16 protein-coding genes are annotated in these 16570 nt (G+C 54.5%); 5 read left to right on the top strand and 11 right to left on the bottom strand.

The features are described from left to right. Positions 1-91 precede the first annotated feature (91 nt). From QMG93_RS05635 to QMG93_RS05615, 5 genes are all read left to right on the top strand, one after another. Complete coding sequence (locus QMG93_RS05635; protein ID WP_281934323.1) at positions 92-1462, top strand: YheC/YheD family protein; 1371 nt, start codon at positions 92-94, stop codon at positions 1460-1462. Between the two features lie 93 nt (positions 1463-1555). Further along, positions 1556-2764 (top strand): YheC/YheD family protein, encoded by a 1209-nt coding sequence (locus QMG93_RS05630; RefSeq protein ID WP_281934321.1) that lies wholly within the window; start codon positions 1556-1558, stop codon positions 2762-2764. Positions 2765-2921: 157 nt separating this feature from the next. Beyond that, positions 2922-4289 carry a YheC/YheD family protein gene (locus tag QMG93_RS05625; protein WP_281934319.1) on the top strand — a complete coding sequence of 456 codons (1368 nt, stop codon included), beginning with the start codon at positions 2922-2924 and terminating at the stop codon, positions 4287-4289. Beyond that, the gene (locus QMG93_RS05620; protein WP_281934317.1) at positions 4290-5480 is read left to right on the top strand and encodes a YheC/YheD family protein; all 1191 of its coding nucleotides are present in this window, start codon (positions 4290-4292) and stop codon (positions 5478-5480) included. It abuts the gene before it with no gap. A 24-nt stretch (positions 5481-5504) separates the two neighbouring features. Continuing rightward, entirely contained in the window at positions 5505-6659 is a 1155-nt protein-coding gene (locus QMG93_RS05615) for a YheC/YheD family protein (protein ID WP_281934316.1), read from the top strand. A gap of 122 nt (positions 6660-6781) precedes the next feature. Here the strand turns inward: QMG93_RS05615 and QMG93_RS05610 are convergent, their stop codons facing one another. The 11 genes from QMG93_RS05610 to QMG93_RS05560 form a co-directional block, all read right to left on the bottom strand. Next, the gene (locus tag QMG93_RS05610; RefSeq protein WP_281934314.1) at positions 6782-7462 is read right to left on the bottom strand and encodes an HAD family hydrolase; all 681 of its coding nucleotides are present in this window, start codon (positions 7460-7462) and stop codon (positions 6782-6784) included. A gap of 400 nt (positions 7463-7862) precedes the next feature. After that, positions 7863-8432, bottom strand: coding sequence for a manganese catalase family protein (locus QMG93_RS05605; RefSeq protein WP_281934312.1), 570 nt, complete (start codon positions 8430-8432; stop codon positions 7863-7865). Positions 8433-8465: 33 nt separating this feature from the next. Then, positions 8466-8729: a spore coat protein CotJB gene (locus tag QMG93_RS05600; RefSeq protein ID WP_281934848.1), complete on the bottom strand. Its 264-nt coding sequence runs from the start codon at positions 8727-8729 to the stop codon at positions 8466-8468. Between the two features lie 20 nt (positions 8730-8749). Further along, the gene (locus QMG93_RS05595; RefSeq protein WP_281934310.1) at positions 8750-8953 is read right to left on the bottom strand and encodes a spore coat associated protein CotJA; all 204 of its coding nucleotides are present in this window, start codon (positions 8951-8953) and stop codon (positions 8750-8752) included. A gap of 333 nt (positions 8954-9286) precedes the next feature. Further along, positions 9287-10171, bottom strand: coding sequence for a YitT family protein (locus QMG93_RS05590; protein WP_253407598.1), 885 nt, complete (start codon positions 10169-10171; stop codon positions 9287-9289). A gap of 58 nt (positions 10172-10229) precedes the next feature. Next, complete coding sequence (ytvI, locus tag QMG93_RS05585) at positions 10230-11279, bottom strand: sporulation integral membrane protein YtvI (protein WP_281934307.1); 1050 nt, start codon at positions 11277-11279, stop codon at positions 10230-10232. Between the two features lie 15 nt (positions 11280-11294). Further along, the gene (locus QMG93_RS05580; RefSeq protein WP_281934305.1) at positions 11295-12662 is read right to left on the bottom strand and encodes a hemolysin family protein; all 1368 of its coding nucleotides are present in this window, start codon (positions 12660-12662) and stop codon (positions 11295-11297) included. A 46-nt stretch (positions 12663-12708) separates the two neighbouring features. Continuing rightward, complete coding sequence (gene yfkAB, locus QMG93_RS05575) at positions 12709-13845, bottom strand: radical SAM/CxCxxxxC motif protein YfkAB (protein WP_281934303.1); 1137 nt, start codon at positions 13843-13845, stop codon at positions 12709-12711. Positions 13846-13955: 110 nt separating this feature from the next. Then, a complete protein-coding gene (locus tag QMG93_RS05570) occupies positions 13956-14312 on the bottom strand; it encodes a winged helix-turn-helix transcriptional regulator (RefSeq protein ID WP_281934301.1) in 357 nt (118 codons plus the stop codon). A 158-nt stretch (positions 14313-14470) separates the two neighbouring features. Then, positions 14471-15565 (bottom strand): HD-GYP domain-containing protein, encoded by a 1095-nt coding sequence (locus QMG93_RS05565; RefSeq protein ID WP_281934847.1) that lies wholly within the window; start codon positions 15563-15565, stop codon positions 14471-14473. A gap of 192 nt (positions 15566-15757) precedes the next feature. Then, entirely contained in the window at positions 15758-16564 is an 807-nt protein-coding gene (locus QMG93_RS05560) for an undecaprenyl-diphosphate phosphatase (protein ID WP_281934299.1), read from the bottom strand. Between the last annotated feature and the right edge of the window lie 6 nt (positions 16565-16570).

Genomic DNA, 16570 nt, shown 5'->3' with positions numbered 1-16570 from the left:
CGCCCTCATATGATGAAGTAGTTCGCTTCTCAATGTTCAAAGCATGTTGCGGCATGTCTTGCGGCAAGCCGGTGCTGGGAAGGAGTTCCGCATGAAAAGAACAAAGGTGAAGATCCAGATCCAAAGCGCCGGCACTTCCTCGGACGGTTCCGTTTTGACGCTCAGCGAATCTGTAGTGAAAAGATGGAAGATTCCGCTGGAGCAGCCTCTCCAACTCCGTTTCGGCTCTGCCCGGGAGGAAATTTCGGTCATCTCTTCGTCCAAGGTCGGCGTGCTGCGCTTGAGCGGTTCGTTAGCTTCCAGATGGGGGCTTGCCCACGGGGATGAGCTCTGTCTTCAATACAAAACCGGAACCCGTACGATTCATCTCGGCCCGCTGATCGGCGTCATGGTCAGCCGCGTTTACGCCGATTCCGCCGACAAGCTGTTCGGGGCGAACACCGCCTTCAGCCGCGAGCTCTCCGAGGCATGCAAGCTGTATGGCGCATCGGTGTTTTTCAGCACGCCTGAGGATTTGCGCGGACAGAGCGACCAAGTTCGAGGATGGCGCATCAAGGCTAACGGAGGCTGGGAAAAAACGACGTTTCCGGTGCCGCACGTGCTATATAACCGTCTGACCTCGCGCAAGCTGGAAAACCGGGCCAACGTGCAGCACTTTGTGACGCAAGCCAAGAGCCGCCATAATGCGGTGTTCTTCAATGAGAAGTATTTAAACAAGACGGAAGTGTTCGACGCCCTCTACAAGGAAACGGGTCTGCAGCCGTACTTGCCGGAGTCGCATTTGCTGCGGAACCTCCAGCTTCTCAAATCGATGTGCGCGAAGCATCCGACCGTATTTCTCAAACCGATTACCGGCAGCCTCGGGAAAGGCATCATTCGGATTAAAAAACAGCCGGGCGGATACATTTGCCATTTTACGAATCTGGGCGGCGCCCATAAGCAGTCCTTTTCCACCCTCGGCAAGCTGTACAGCACCATCTCGGGCAAATTGAAAAGCCAACGCTATCAAATTCAGCAAGGACTCGACTTGCTGACCGTGAACGGCCGGCCCGTCGATTTTCGGGCCTTGGTGCAGCGGGGAGAAACCGGACAATGGGGTATTACGTCCATCGTAGCCCGCATAGCCGGCACGCATCACTTCGTCTCCAATCTGGCGCGGGGCGGCACGCTGACGACGGCCAAGAACGCTTTGGAACGTTCAGGGACGGCCGGGGCGGCCGGCGGCTTAGGCAAGCTGAGGCGGGCAGCCATCCAAATTGCCATGGGCATCGAGGAGCAGGTCCCTGGCCATTATGCCGAGCTCGGAATCGATCTGGCGATCGATACGAATGGCCGAGTATGGCTGCTTGAAGTTAATTCGAAGCCGTCGAAGGAGGACAATACGCCGCTGGGGGCCGGGAGCAAGATCCGCCCCTCCGTCAAGAAGGTGGTGCAATATGCCCGCTTCGCGGCGAAGTTTTGACCGGTTCGCCAAACTTCCGGTCGGCGGGCCGGAAAGCGGACCTCCCCCCGATAACCTGCGCCCGTATATGGGAAAGTTCGGGGTTCTACAACGATGCAGCTTCAACGGATCGAGGTAAAGCGCATGATGAAACCAGACCGCCCACACGAAAGTACCGTCGGCATCATGACGACGGAAACCGATGAACATCCGCCTTTTGCCAATCGTGGTTTCTACCGCCGCTTGTGCATCCTCGGAAGCCGCAGCGGCTTGACGGTATTCGTATTTACTCCGCAGGGCATCGATTGGTCCCGGCCGCAAGTGACTGGGTATGTCTATGATGCGGCACTCAAGGAGTGGAGCAGCCGGACCTTCGACCTGCCGGCTATCGTATATGACCGCTGTTTTTTCACCGCCCGAAAGCAATTCGCCGATTATCAGCACGCATTGCACGGTCTTAAACGGCAGGCCTTCGTCCGATTGCTCGGCCACGGCTTGAAGGGCAAGTGGGACGTTCAGCAAGCGCTTCGGCAGGACGGCCGATTTGACCGCCACCTGCCGGAGACGCAGCCGCTACGCAGTATGCGTACCCTCGCGGATTGGCTCCGGCAGCGCGGCGAAGCGATTCTGAAGCCGCGCGGCGGCTCCCAGGGACGCGGCGTGCTGCTCGTGCGCCGCGAAAGCCCGTCCCCTGCGGGCACGGCGAACCCCGCCAAAGCGGCGTTCACCGTCCGAGGGCGGGACCCGCGCAACCGCGCCGTCGCATGCGGCTTCGCCGACGCCGGGGCGCTGCTTCGCTGGCTGCGCCGCTTCGTCGCGCAGCGCAGCTATTTGCTGCAGCAGTATTTGCCGCTGCAGTCTCGAAACGGCGACGCTTACGACGTGCGCGCGCTCGTGCAAAAAGACGGCGACGGCCGTTGGAACCTGACCGGCATGGCCGTCCGCCGGGGGCAGAACGGCAGCCTGACCTCTAATCTGCACGGCGGGGGCACGGTGGAACCCATCGGACCGTTCTTGGCCCGCGAGTTCGGGTCGGCACGCGCCGAGGAGCTCGTTCACGAGCTGAAGCAGCTCGCTATGGGGCTTCCGGAGGCGCTGGAATCTTGTCACGGGCGGCTCGCCGAGCTCGGCATCGATTTCGGTGTCGACACGAATGGCAATAGTTGGATTCTCGAAGTGAATTCCAAACCCGGCCGCTCCATCTTTACTTATTTACAGGACGATCAAGCCAAACTGGACGCACTGGCCAACCCGCTGCGCTACGCGCGGTATTTGCTGCGGCAACCGCGTGCGCAGGCGAACGTCAGGCGAAAGCAGCCTTGACGAATGCCCGGCAAAGTTCTACCTAGTACTTTCGAAGAAAGTTTTGCCTGTGGCAAAACTCAGCCTACGCTTTCGGAGAAAGTTTTGCCTGCGGCAAAACTCAGCCTACGCTTTCGGAGAAAGTTTTGCCTGCGGCAAAACTCTTAGGAGGTTCAACATGAGCTTGACAACTTGCACGATTCATGTCACCCAGCGTCAGGAGCGGGTCGTCTACCTCTCCGGCGAATTGGCGCGGGCGCTTAAAGTATCCAAATCACGAAACATACATCTGCACCTCGGCGGCAAAAGCGTATACGCAGGTTTAAAGCTGCTGAAAAAGAGCGGCAACCATCTGTACTTGCCGTCATTCCTTTACACGCAGCTTCGCATTCCCCGGGCCGGCACCACCATGATCACGTGCAGCAACGGCAAAGACATCCGCATCGGTCCGCTGATCGGGATCTTGACCAGCGTTACGGGTGGGGAGAGCGCTCCGTTCGGCAATCGGACGGAGTTTATCCGGCAGTTTATGCGCACCGGCTCCGACAAAGCATTCTACTACGGCTTTTCCCCCCAAAGCGTCAATTGGTCTCAAGCGACCGTCACCGCCCTTCTCCCGCGCGGCGAAAACGGCTGGGTGCGCAAGACGATGCCGTTGCCCGATGTCGTCTACAACCGGCTGCCCAGCCGGAAAGCGGAGCGGCTCGAGTCGATGAACGCTTTCAAGCAGCGGTTTATTCGCAGAGGGATTCCGCTCTTCAACTGGACGTTTTTCGACAAATGGGATGTGTACAATTTGCTGGAAGGCACCGAAGCTTCCCGTTACGTTCCCGAGTCCCGGATCAACCCCACCTCTTCGCAAATCAAGGAAATGCTGGAAAAGCATAAATTCATCTACTTGAAACCGACCGCCGGCAGCCTCGGCATCGGCATTTTCCGCCTGACGTACAACCCGAAACGCGGCTACTATGTCCGTTTCCGGCGAGGAGCGCGCAATGTACTGCTCCGGTTCAACCAGTTCGAGGCCCTCATGGCGCTGCTCAACCGGCAAAGTGGAAAACTGAACAACTACGTTGCCCAGCAGGGGATTCGTCTGATCGAAATCGACAGCTGTCCGATCGATTTCCGTTTCCACATGACCAAGAACAGCACCAACCAATGGGTCGTTGCCGCCATCGGGGCCAAGAAAGCGGGCAAAGGCAGCGTCACGACCCATGTGCGTACCGGCGGGCAGCTCATGACGCCCGAACAGGTGCTCCGGCAAATTTTCGGCAACCGGGCGGATTCGGTACTGTCCAATGCCAAAGAAACCGCCGTCAAGCTAGCGGAGGATATCGAGCAAAATTACCGGCATACTTTGGGCGAGCTCGGTTTCGATATCGGGATCGACCAGAACGAGCGCCTCTGGATGTTCGAGGCGAATTCCAAGCCGGGACGGTCCATTTTCAAGCATCCGGCGCTTAAGGAACAAGGAAAAGCCTCGCTGCAAAACATCTATGACTACTGCCTCTACTTGAGCCGATTTCGGTCAAGGAGGGATTCCTGAGTGGATACCAACACCAAAGCACCGTCCAAGCGAGAAATTCCGACGTTGGCCATTCTTACTCACTCGGATGAAACGCGAGTTTTTCGCGGGAATCAAGAAAATTTTATCGACCTGATACGAACCGGGGCAGAGCGCGGCGTTCTCGTCTACGTTATGACGACGAGCGATTTCAAGCTGTCCGGACGCAAAGCCGTCGGATACACCTACAGTGTGGCCGACAAAACGTGGAAAAAAGGGTTGCTTCCCGCCCCCCACGTCATATATAACCGGATTCCTTACCGCAAATTCGAGCTGCTCCCCGAGGTGCAGCAGGTGATTCAAACCTGCATGCGGCAGAGAAGGATCCGCTTTTTCAACCCGTCCTTCTTTAATAAATGGACTTTGTTCGAATGGCTCAATCATGCCAAGAAGACGCAGGGCTACATTCCCGCCACGAGACGGCTCTCCTCCGGTGAGGAGCTCGATAAGCTGCTTGCCGAGTATCCGTTTCTGTATCTTAAGCCGATTCGCGGCAAAGCCGGTAAGGGCATCATGAAAGTAAGCCGAAGCCCTCTCGATACGAAGTCCAAAATATTTGAGCTCAGTATTCAGGAAAAGACAAAAAGTCACATCTCCCGTTACCCGAGCGTCTCCCGGCTGTGGTCGGAAGTACAGGAGCTGATCGGGGGCAAGGACTACATCATCCAACAGGGAATTCCCCTCTCCAGCTATAAGCAGCGTCCGTTCGATCTGCGGGTTCTCGTGCAAAAGAACGGCAAAGGCCAATGGAGCGTCGCAGGGGTCGGCGCCAGATTGGCCGGAAAGCTCAGCATCACGACTCACGTTCCTCGGGGCGGTTCGATTGACGATCCCGCCAAGCTGCTTACCTATTCCTTCGGCGGGCTCGGCAGCAAACGCATCATCGCCCGTGCCAAAAAAGCGGCGCTCACCATCGCGAAGCAGATCGAGAAGTCCAGCGGGCATATGTTAGGCGAAATGTCCATGGACCTCGGTGTCGATCAAGAAGGGCACATTTGGTTTTTCGAGGCAAATTCCAAGCCGATGAAATTCGACGAGCCGCCCATCCGCAAAAAATCGCTCGAAAATCTGATCCTGTACTCCATCTATTTGGCCAAGCGCAAGCCGAAACGCCCTCTCAAAAAAACGGATGCCTTTCCCTTGGCTCAAACCAACGGCGAACGCGATAAATAAGAAAGATAGGCAGGTGAGCGGCACTTGAGTACCCAACTTGGCGTGCTGGCTATGTATATGCCTGGACGAAAGCTGGAAGAGCTTTCCTTTTACCGTAAACTTAGCATCTACGGACAAAAACTCGGGGTGGACGTGTTCGTATTTACCCCGGATGATGTGGATGACAACCGATCGCGGATTCACGCGCTCGCCTATAACCAAGCGGCCCGATCATGGACCCGCAGGTGGATCGGCTTTCCGCCGATCATCTATGACCGGTGCCGGTATCACGGGGCGGACAATTACCGCAAAATCACGCGCTTCCGTCAAAAATATACCAAGCTCCGTTACCTGAGCCGGCCACTTGCCAACAAATGGATTATACACCGCCTGCTCTCAGAAAATGAAAACATCGTTCCGCATCTGCCTTCCACCATTCATTACAAAAGCCGGAAGCAGCTGGAACAGTTTCTGAAGAAGCACCCGATCGTGTATTTGAAACCGAAAAGCGGCACCGGGGGGCGTGGTATTGTCCGCTTGCAGCGGCTGCGGGGAGGCCGTGGCTATCTCATGCAGGGGAGAGATGCGGAGCGTCGCATTTTGCCGGCCACCAAGGTGACCGCAGCAAACATTCCGGTGCGGCTTGCCGGCTGGGGGCTGCAGAGCAAATACATCGTGCAGCAGGGCATTCCACTTGAGCTGAAGGATGGCCGGGTGCACGACTATCGGATGCTGGTGCAAAAAGACGGCCATGGGAAGTGGCAGGTAACCGGATGCGCCGGCCGTATCGGACCGCCGTTTTCCGTCACTTCCAATCTGCACGGCGGCGGGACCGCGATCTCGATGGAAACGATGCTCAAAAACCGTTTCGGTACAGAGGAAAAAGTAAAGAGCATCAAAGAAGCGGCTTACACCCTCGGGCTCCATATCGCAGAGCATCTCGAAACGAAGTTCGGCACGTTTTGCGAAGCCGGCATCGATCTGGCGGTCGATCCGTCGGGGCATGTTTGGCTGCTGGAAGTCAATCCGAAGCCTTCGCGCGACGTGTTCCGGCTAACCGGAGATCTGCAAACCTACCGCAGGGCAATTCGCCGACCCATCGAATTCGCTCTCCATCTGCTCGAAAAGAAAGCAGCGCCTAAAGCCGATACCAAACCGTTGGACCTTGCACCGCAATCCCAACAAAACGAATCACACTGAGACCGGTCTGTTTGAAGCAGCGGTCTTTTCTTTTTGACCGGATTTCCGGTTTTGTCCATAAAAAAAAACACCGATGCGTCATCGGTCGATGAGTCATCGATGTTTTGGTGCCGCCAAGCCCTTTATGCCTCAAGCAATGCCGGAAGGTCACGGAAATCCGCGATGCGGACGTCGGCCCGATCCAGTTCTCCCTCTTCGCGGAAGCCCGCATAATCGCAGCCGACCACGAACAGCCCGTTCGCATGTCCTGCCTCGACGTCCGAGGAACGGTCACCGACCATCCAAGCGTTTTCGATACCATACTTGTCCAACAACTGACGCACGAGATCCACCTTGGAGCGGGTCGCATATTCCCCTGCGCTGTACAAGCCGCCGGCTTCAAAAAGCGGCTCCAGACCTTGATGGCGGATAACGCCTTTGACGTAAGCCTCCAGACCGTTGCTGGCAATGAACAGCCGCACACCCCTCCGACGCAGCTCCTGCAGCGTGTCGGCAACGCCGTCATACAGCTTGCCTTCACCGCGCGCCATCCCCTCTACTTGCAGATCCAGCAATAGCTCGTCCGCACGGTGGTGAACCGCCGGATCGGCGTCCGGCATCACGAGCTGCCATATATGCTCCAGCAGCATGCCAAGCCCGCTCAAAATGTATTTCTCATCCGGCGTTTCCCCTTGAAACAGCCCTTCCGCACGCAGCTGTTCGAATGTAGCGTGGTAAGCCGGCAGCAGCAGCGTTTCCGTCTGAAACAGCGTCCCGTCCAAATCGAAGATCATCGCTTCCGGCGTTCTCTTGTTGGTTGACATTCCCTTTCTCCTCCTGACATCCGCATAAACATATCACGTCTTATAGAACCATGATTGTCACAGATTGTCAAACGATGTCCTCACATACAAAATGAATATGTTTGTTTACCCTTTGGCCTCCCCGCCAATCAGCGGCGCCTGCTCTACGATCTCATTCTGGAGATCGTTGTCCGCGAAACTTCCGAAGAAGCGATCGAAGTATGCATTACTCCGGATCGTCAAGGGTCTTTGTGGGGTTTGGCTTGGCGTTCCGGTCAGCCGCTTGGATCGTTCGGCACCGCGCCGTTTTACAGCAGGCTCTAACTTAAAGCTACGAACCGCGAAAATAAACGATGGCGAACGGTATGATTTACTGCTTCATTCCGTTCGCCCCTGTTTACCCTCCGAGCCCGAATTTCCTTTAAAACACCTTTTTCGCTCCCTGCTCCGCCTTCAAAATCTCCACCGCCTCGCGGAACCGGAGCGAATGAATGACTTCGCGCTCGCGCAAAAATTTCAGGCCGTCCTGCAAATCCGGGTCGTCCGTCATGTCGATCAGCCATTGATAAGTGGCGCGCGCTTTTTCCTCCGCTGCAATGTCCTCATACAAGTCGGCGATCGGATCGCCTTTGGCCTGAATATAGGTCGCTGTCCATGGTACGCCCGCCGCGTTGCTGTAATACAGCGCCCTGTCGTGGTTCACGTAATGCTCGTCTAGTCCCGCGGCCTTCAATTGCTCCGTCGTAGCGTCCTTGGTCAGCTTATAGACCATTGTGGCAATCATTTCCAGGTGCGCAAACTCCTCCGTCCCGATGTCCGTCAGAAGCCCGATCACTTTATCCGGTATCGTATATCGCTGATTCAAATACCGCAGCGCCGCCGCCAGCTCGCCGTCCGCACCGCCGTACTGCTCGATCAGCAGCTTTGCCATGTGCGGGTCGCACTTGCTAACCCTGACCGGGTACTGCAGCTTTTTCTCATAGATCCACATCGCACAAGTCTCCTCTCCTGGTTCGGCTTTGCATCAGACCTGCCACGGCCACGGCGGCTCCCACCATTGCCATGGATATCCCGAATAGCTGTGACCAAACTGTAGAAGCGGACCGAATTCGGACTCGTACCGTTGGGCCAGAAGCTGGCGTTGCTGCGCACATTGGTTAAACTGTTCCAATGCCTGGGCGTCTTCGGGGTGCGTATCCAGATAGAGTGTCAGCTCCACCAACACGAAATCAATCGCTTGCAGCTCCTCCAGCAGCGTGTAGTAATGAGGGGGCAGCGGTTGTTTCATACGGTTCACCTCCTATCCTTTTAGCAATGTTTGGATTCGTAAGGACTATACAGCGCAGGCCAGAGCGTACCGCACCGGAGCGCCTGAAGCGGGGGATATTGAGGAAGCCCCGGCGGTTGAAACTGAATATACAGATTTGGCGGAATAACATAGGTCTTCACCGTAATCGGCGGACAAGGGTCGAAGGGGCTGACATACGGATACCATTCTTTCTCAAGATCCATGGCCGGAAATGCCTCCTTTAGCGATCTACCAATATCTATACATTGCCGCTCGTCCATTATGCGTATAAAATGACGACAACTTAATCTGCCCCCTTCAGAAGTAAAAAAAGGAGCTGAAGTGCCTCGTCTAGGAAAGCGTTTACAAAATGATTGCTGCTAACCGTCTCCGCTTCTTGCCTGATCGCGGTTTCTTCCGTTTTCCCGGATTCGACGGTTTGAACGAGCCCGGCGTCGATCGCCGTTTACGAAAAAAACCGTCCGCAGCCCTCGTTCCAAGCAGGCGTGCATAATGCGCTCCCTGCCTTGGAACGAATGACCGTGACGGTTTTTTCGTCAGTGAATATCCTTTTTCTTAAAGCGCCCGCCCTTCACGTCGTGGATGTTGCCGACCGCGAGAAATGCGGATTGATCGAGTTCCTCAACGATCGACTTGAGCTTCGCTTCTTCCAGCCGGTTGATGACGCAGAAGATGACCAGCTTGTTGCCGCCGGTAAATCCGCCTTCGCCTTGCAGATACGTGACGCCGCGGCCCAAACGGTGCATAATGGCGTCCCCAAGCTCGCGGCTGTTCTCACTGATGATCCAGACGGATTTGGATTCGTCGAAGCCTTCGATCGTAATATCGATCAGCTTGAAGGCTATGTAATAAGCGATAAGCGAATACATCGCGTGATCCCATCCGAACACAAAGCCGGCGCTGCTCAGGATGAACAGGTTAAAAAACATGACCACTTCGCCGACCGAGAACGGCGTCTTCTTGCTGAATAGAATCGCCATAATTTCCGTGCCGTCAAGCGAGCCTCCCGAACGGATGACCATACCGACGCCGATACCGAGAATAATGCCGCCGAATACGGCCGCAAGCAGCGGATCGGTCGTCAGCGGCGGCACCGGATGAAGCAGCCATGTGCCGACAGACATTAGGGAAACCGCAAATAAAGTAGATAACGCGAACGTTTTACCGATTTGCTTATACCCGATAAACAGGAACGGAAGGTTGAATAATAAGAGAAATACGCCGATCGGAATACCCGACAAATGCGAGGTAATAATCGAGATGCCCACGATTCCCCCGTCAATGATGTTGTTGGGCACCAAAAAGTTTTCCAGGCCGACCGAGACGAGCGCCGCCCCCAACAAAATAATGACGGCGCGTTTCACCAGTTTGGGCAACGATAATTTGGAATGCTGCTTGGCTTTTTCTAGACCTGCCTGCATTGCTTCTCCCCCTTAGATTGCCGTAAGACCGTATGAACGACAAGATTTTTTGTTATAGTTACTGTTCCAATTTGATGTTGATTTTAAGCAAGCCGACCCGGCGAAGCGCCTGGTACACGATAATTAGCACCGGCCCCAGAATAAGGCCGATCACTCCGGCAAGCTGAAAGCCTACATACATGCTGATCAACGCCGCCAAAGCATTGATCCCGACGGCGTCGCCAATAATTTTTGGTTCGATCAGACGGCGGAACACCATGATGACGAGCAGCAGAATGATCAGCCCGATTCCGAGCCGCATATCTCCCGCGAGCATGCTGTACCCCGCCCACGGAACGAGCACGGCGCTTGTGCCAAGCACGGGTAAAATATCCACCAGCACGATAAGCAATGCAACGGCAAGCGGATAATCGACATTCAGAACAAGCAAGCCGATCAACGTCACCACATACGTTAACAGACTGATCAGCACCTGCGCGAACAGGAAGCCTAGAATAGCACGGCGCAGATCGTTCAGCACCGCGGCCACCTTGGGCCTCGACTGCTTCTCGAACAGGTTCAGAAACGATTGATGCAGCTGCGGCAAGCTGAACGAAATCAAGTAAAGACCGATCACGAATACGAAAAAAAACACGAACCCATTCGGAATTGTTTTGGCTACGTCGAGAAAATAGCCGGAGATGGCGGCCACGATGCTTTTTAAATTTTCCGTAAGCATTCCGGTTCCCGTTTCCACGTATCGCTGCACCTGCTCGGCAACGTCGTACGGCAGCAGCTTATAAAACAATTTGTTTCTTACCGAAGAATCCTCAATAAACAACTTGGCGTCACTCAAATATACGGAAGCGTTCTTCCAGAATTGAATGAGCTCCGTGACGATTTTGAAGCCGATCAGATAAACGAAACCAAGCAGCGAGCCGGTAAAAAGCGTACAGACTACGGCGGAAACCGTCACACGTCCGCTGCGGAACATTCGTGTCAGCAGCAGAACGATCGGTTCGAGCAACAGGGCAATCAACATGGCGAGCAAAAACGGGAAGCCGATGGTGAACATTCCGTACAAAAGCACGGCGCCAAGCACACAAAATACGATCGTTCTAAGCGACATCGAACGGGTACCTCCCTATTCGTCAGGATGGTTTTGACCGGCTAGCGGACCCGAAACGGGCTGTTTCTGAACGGGTTGAATTTTCACACGCAAAATACGCAATCGCTCGACCTCCGTAATTTCGAACAGGAAGCCGTTCTGCTCCAGTCGTCTGCCTTTGGAGACGGAGCCTTCCAGCTGCTTGAACAGCCAGCCTCCGATCGAATCCACCTCGTCGTCTTCGATTCCAAGGGCAAGCTTGTCGTCAAGATCCTCCAGCAGCACGCGCCCGTCAACGGAGTAAGCATCTCCGATCTTCTCCACCTCAGGCCGCTCCGTTTCGTCGAACTCGTCGTGAATCTCGCCGACGATTTCCTCCAGAATGTCTTCGGTGGTAATGAGCCCGGCCGTTCCGCCGTATTCGTCGATCACGACGGCAAGCTGGGAGCGCTTCTTCTGCATAAGCCGCAGCACGTGGCTGATTTCCATCGATTCGGGCACCATGAGCACCGGACGCAAGAAATCTTTGATATCGTGCTTCTTGTCCGGATCGCACGTGAGCAAGTCCGACATATGGACAAATCCGATGATTTCGTCTTTATCGTCCGTAGCCACCGGGTAGCGCGTATGCTTCGTTTCGTAAACGATCTTTAAGTTTTCCTCATAACTGAGCTCGGTAAACAAACAATCCATATCGGTCCGCGGCAGCATAATTTCCCTCGCCACCCGATCGGAGAACTCAAATATATTGTCGAAAAGCGCCAGCTCGTCTTTATCGATGATACCGCTGCGGGCACTTTGGTCCATCAAAATCCGAATTTCTTCTTCCGTATGGGCTTCCTGCTCGGTCGCAGGCTGAATCCCGACCAGCTTCAAGAGCTTGTTCGCGGCGCCGTTCAATAGCCAGATCGCCGGATAAAAGATTTTGTAAAACAGCATTAAAGGAGCCGACAGCCATAGAGAGGTTGCTTCCGATTTCTGAATAGCCATGGATTTGGGCGCAAGCTCGCCGAGCACGATATGCATGAAGGTGATCACGGCGAATCCGATCGCAAACGACAAGGCATTGGCATACCAGGCTCCTCCGAGTCCGAGAGCCGCCAGAGCCGGTTCAACGATCAGATGCGAGACGGCCGGTTCTCCTACCCAGCCCAAGCCGAGCGACGCCAGCGTAATGCCGAGCTGTGTGGAGGACAGATAAGCGTCCAGCTTTTTGGTTACGGCGAGCGCATACTTGGCTTTCGGGTTACCCTCGCTCTCCAGCTGCTGCAGGCGCGTAGCCCGGACTTTCACCAATGCAAACTCCGCCGCGACAAAAAAACCGTTCAGCAGCACCAAAAACACGACCAGTAAAAGATTAAGCGAAATTAATCCGAAATCGAACCCTGTACTGTGACTTTCCAAGAAGGATCAGTCTCCTTTGCAAAAGTAAAATGGAATAATGGCTGAATTACACAAGTGCTTTCCGCTGGCCGAAATCGACGTCTTTATAATACGTATCGACGACCAGAAGATTCGGTCCGCAGCAGTTGGCCGCCGGACAATGGCAGCTTACGGTTTTGCTCAGGCGATGATCTTTCCAGCGCGCGAATACTTGATCGAGCCGGTCCGCATGAATGTTGCCGAGCGCCGGCACATCCGCAAAATCGGTGACGAAAACGTCGCCCGTGAACAGGTTCACGTTGAGGCGATTGCGCCCGTCCGGGTCGTTGCGCACGGTCACGTTCGGCTCGCGGCGAAGACGGGTTACCATCTCCCGGTCCTCCTCCAGCGGGCTGCAGGCATAAAAGGGCAGCGTGCCGAAAAGCATCCATAGATCGCGGTCGCGGTCGTCGAGCAGCCGATGAATCGCAGCCCGCGTCTGATCCAGCGTCAGCACCGGCAAATTGGAGGCGAAAGCGCTTGGATACATCGGGTGCACCTCATGGCGGCGGCATCCCATCTCTCGAATTAGCTTATGGATTCCGCTTAGCTTCCCGTGCGTCCGGTAATTGATCATCGATTCCGCCGAAACGAACATCCCGCCGCTAGCGAGCGCTTTCGCATTTTCGACCATCCGTTCATATAACTTGGCCGCCGTCGTGGCGGATACTCTTCGGTCTGTCCGGACGAACCCGACTTCGTAGAAATCGTCGGCGTTCAAATAGTTGAACGAAATATGCATCACGTCGAGATAAGGAGCCATCGCTTCGTACCGTGAAAGGTCCAGCGTCACGTTGGAATTGATCTGCGAACGAACTCCCCGCTCCCTGGCGTAACGCAGCAGGGGGACGATATATTCGCGCACCGTCTGCTCGTGATAGCTCGGCTCTCCGCCGGTAATGCTGATCGTCTCCAAGCCCTCGACTTCGTCCAGCCGCTTCAAGATGACATTCAGCGGGATGCGCGGCCCTTCCGATACCAGGAGCGATTCGCCGACGGCGCAATGCTCGCAGCGCATGTTGCATAAATTCGTCACGGTCAGCTCGACGCTCGTCAACCGATGTTCGCCATGCGTTTGCAAGGAGCGCAGCGGGTCCCACGGATCGTATTCGGGCGTTATCTGGGGCAATACGGGCAAATCGTTGACGATTAAGCGATCGGACATGTTGTTTTTTCACACCTGACTTCTTTAAAAAGTAAAATCTAACAATAATATATTACCCATTGTATCGTAATACGATTGAAAAGAAAACCGACGTCCTGTCGCGCTGCACCTTACTCTGTCTGTTCGGAAAGGTCGATGCCGCGCGGCTTTCCCCATTTTCTTGCCCAATTTCCCATTTCCACAAGTATGGTTTGAAAGTCTTTGCCTTTATCCGTTAAGGAATATTCGACGGTTACCGGTACCGTAGGAAACACTTGACGACGGATAATCTCATGCTCCTCCAGATGACGCAAAATATCGGTCAACGATTTGGTGCTGATATGGTCCAGATTGCGGCGCAATTGATTGAACCGCTGCGGCCCTTTAAACAGCTGACGGAGAACCAGGAACGACCATTTGCCTCCGAAAATTTGGAGCGCCTCCTCCACGGAAGCCATGCATTCCTCTTCGTTTGAAATTGGGTCCACTTGATCACCTCCTTACGAAAGAGAAGTTAGTTTATAATTTAACATTATACTAAAAAATCAGCTATGCTTCAAATTAAAATCCAATAACTTAGCCCTTCAAAGCGCCCCCAATGCCAAAAAAGACAGCTTCCGGGAAGCTGCCTCTGCACGACTTGACACTATATAGGTTTATGGTTGACGCCGGTAATCATGACCGACAGCATTTTGGACAAATCGATTTCGGGCGTATCCTTCAGCTCCTGTCCCTCCGCATCCAGCAGCAGACGTACGACCGGGCGCTGCGGCACGTTCGCATTCAAATCGACGACCACTCCCGTTTCGCCCGTATTTAAAGTGACCGTGACTCCGATCGGATAGATGGCGATTTTATCGCGGAACAGCGCGATCTGCCGGGGCTCGTACAAGGTGCCCGATCCGGCAAACAAAATTTCCATTGCTTGATGCGGAAGCATGGCGCTGCGGTACACGCGGTGGGTCGTCATGGCGTCGTAAGAATCGACCAGGCCGATCCAGCGGGCGTATTCGTGAATTTCCGAGCCCTTGAGTCCGCGCGGGTACCCGCTGCCGTCCAGTCTTTCGTGATGCTGAAAAGCGCAATGCGCGGCGAGCAGCGGAATGTTGGGCTCGTCCTTCAGAAACTGAAAGCCGAATACCGTATGATGCTTGATCCGCTCATATTCGATATCCGACAGCTTTCCTTTTTTGCGCAGCAGCTCAAGCGGGATTTGGGTTTTGCCCACATCGTGGAGCAGCGCCCCCAGACCGAGCGTCATCAACTCTTCCCGGTCGTAGCCGTGCGCCATGCCGAGCATCGTCGCATAGATGCATACATTGAGCGAATGCTGAAACAAATATTCGTCCATGAGGCTGATATTGGTCAGCATAATCATGGCATCCTTGTGCTGGCTCAAGTCGTCCAAAATCATGCTCATCATCCCGCGAAACGCCTTGCCGACCTGCAGCTGACCCACCAACTTGCGCTTGACCTGATCCTCCATCATTTTACGGAAGGAGGTCCGGATCTCGGTAATCGCTTGGAGCCGCGTCTCTTCGGTAAGGACATCGTGAACAATCAGATCTCGGGTTCGGGGATCGTCGATATATACAAAGTCCACGCCATGCTCGCCCAGGCGGGTAATAAGCGTTTGCGTCAATTCCACCCGCTCGCCAAGCAGCGTCAACCCGTCCGAGTTGTATATTTTTTTCCCAAGGCGCATGCCGGGTTTGACCATGCTTAGCGGAAGCAAACGCATCAACGAACCACGTCTTCTTTCTAAAGAAAAATTTAGAAAAATATCGATATGATTAAGCGTATCGAATTCGACTAAAAAGAGCAATATGTTTTTTCAGGTTTTGACAAAATTTATATGAACATCGGACGAAAAAAGCCGGAAATAAGAGAATTTCCCCTATTTCCGGCAAAATATCGTCGAATTCCGAACAAACTACCGCAGCACGAAGATCCAGAACAGCGCGGCAGCGGCAAAACGATAATACGCAAAATACGACATGCTGAACTTTTGTACGAATTTAATGAACGTGACAACCGCGAGCAGCGCTACGACGAACGACACGATAAAGCCGATGGCAAAAAATCCGACATCTCCGGAAGAGAACATATCCAGGTTTTTTAGGAGCTCGTATCCGGTAGCCACGACCATGACAGGGATGGCGATAATAAACGTAAAGTCGGCAGCCGCCTTGCGGCTCGCCCCGGCCAGCATTCCTCCGGCAATCGTCGAGCCCGAACGGGAGAAGCCCGGCCAAATCGAAATGATCTGCCATAGACCGATGAAGAACGCCTGCTTGTACGTCAGCTCGTCGACATCGTGGGCCGTTACCTCCGGCTGGAATTTCTCCCCGACGATGAGCAGCACACCGCCAAGGATCAAGCCTATAAGGACGGTGGACGGCGAGAAGAGGTGAGCCTTAATAAAGCCTTTCGTCAAATACGCGATCGCCAGCGTCGGCACGATCGCCAGCATAATGTGCAGCAAGTTCATCCCTTTGCCTGCTTTGGGCTTCTCCTTGCTGAGGCCGAACAGCCGCAATATCCGCTTCCAGTATACGACGACCCCGGCCAGTATGGCGCCGAGCTGGATGACGATCTCGAACGTTTTGATCAATTCGTCCGTATCCGGAATTCCCAGCAGCGTGCTCGTCAAAATCATGTGACCCGTCGACGAAACGGGCAAAAACTCCGTCAAGCCTTCCACGATGCCGATGATCACCGCTACCCACCAATCGTGCATGCGCTC

Source organism: Paenibacillus tyrphae (assembly GCF_027925525.1).
GTDB classification, from domain to species: Bacteria; Bacillota; Bacilli; order Paenibacillales; family NBRC-103111; genus Paenibacillus_G; species Paenibacillus_G tyrfis_B.
The sequence above is the reverse complement of the archived record's forward strand: the minus strand, read 5'-3'. Positions and strand labels throughout refer to the sequence as shown.

Coding starts and splice junctions, on each gene's coding strand:
- QMG93_RS05630 (WP_281934321.1), top strand. CDS start 1,556: ATGCAGCTTCAACGGATCGAGGTAAAGCGCATGATGAAACCAGACCGC.
- yfkAB (WP_281934303.1), bottom strand. CDS start 13,845: ATGTCCGATCGCTTAATCGTCAACGATTTGCCCGTATTGCCCCAGATA.
- QMG93_RS05560 (WP_281934299.1), bottom strand. CDS start 16,564: ATGCACGATTGGTGGGTAGCGGTGATCATCGGCATCGTGGAAGGCTTG.
- QMG93_RS05605 (WP_281934312.1), bottom strand. CDS start 8,432: ATGTGGATCTATGAGAAAAAGCTGCAGTACCCGGTCAGGGTTAGCAAG.
- QMG93_RS05625 (WP_281934319.1), top strand. CDS start 2,922: ATGAGCTTGACAACTTGCACGATTCATGTCACCCAGCGTCAGGAGCGG.
- QMG93_RS05590 (WP_253407598.1), bottom strand. CDS start 10,171: ATGCAGGCAGGTCTAGAAAAAGCCAAGCAGCATTCCAAATTATCGTTG.
- QMG93_RS05635 (WP_281934323.1), top strand. CDS start 92: ATGAAAAGAACAAAGGTGAAGATCCAGATCCAAAGCGCCGGCACTTCC.
- QMG93_RS05595 (WP_281934310.1), bottom strand. CDS start 8,953: ATGGATCTTGAGAAAGAATGGTATCCGTATGTCAGCCCCTTCGACCCT.
- QMG93_RS05565 (WP_281934847.1), bottom strand. CDS start 15,565: ATGCGTTTGCTTCCGCTAAGCATGGTCAAACCCGGCATGCGCCTTGGG.
- ytvI (WP_281934307.1), bottom strand. CDS start 11,279: ATGTCGCTTAGAACGATCGTATTTTGTGTGCTTGGCGCCGTGCTTTTG.
- QMG93_RS05610 (WP_281934314.1), bottom strand. CDS start 7,462: ATGTCAACCAACAAGAGAACGCCGGAAGCGATGATCTTCGATTTGGAC.
- QMG93_RS05600 (WP_281934848.1), bottom strand. CDS start 8,729: ATGAAACAACCGCTGCCCCCTCATTACTACACGCTGCTGGAGGAGCTG.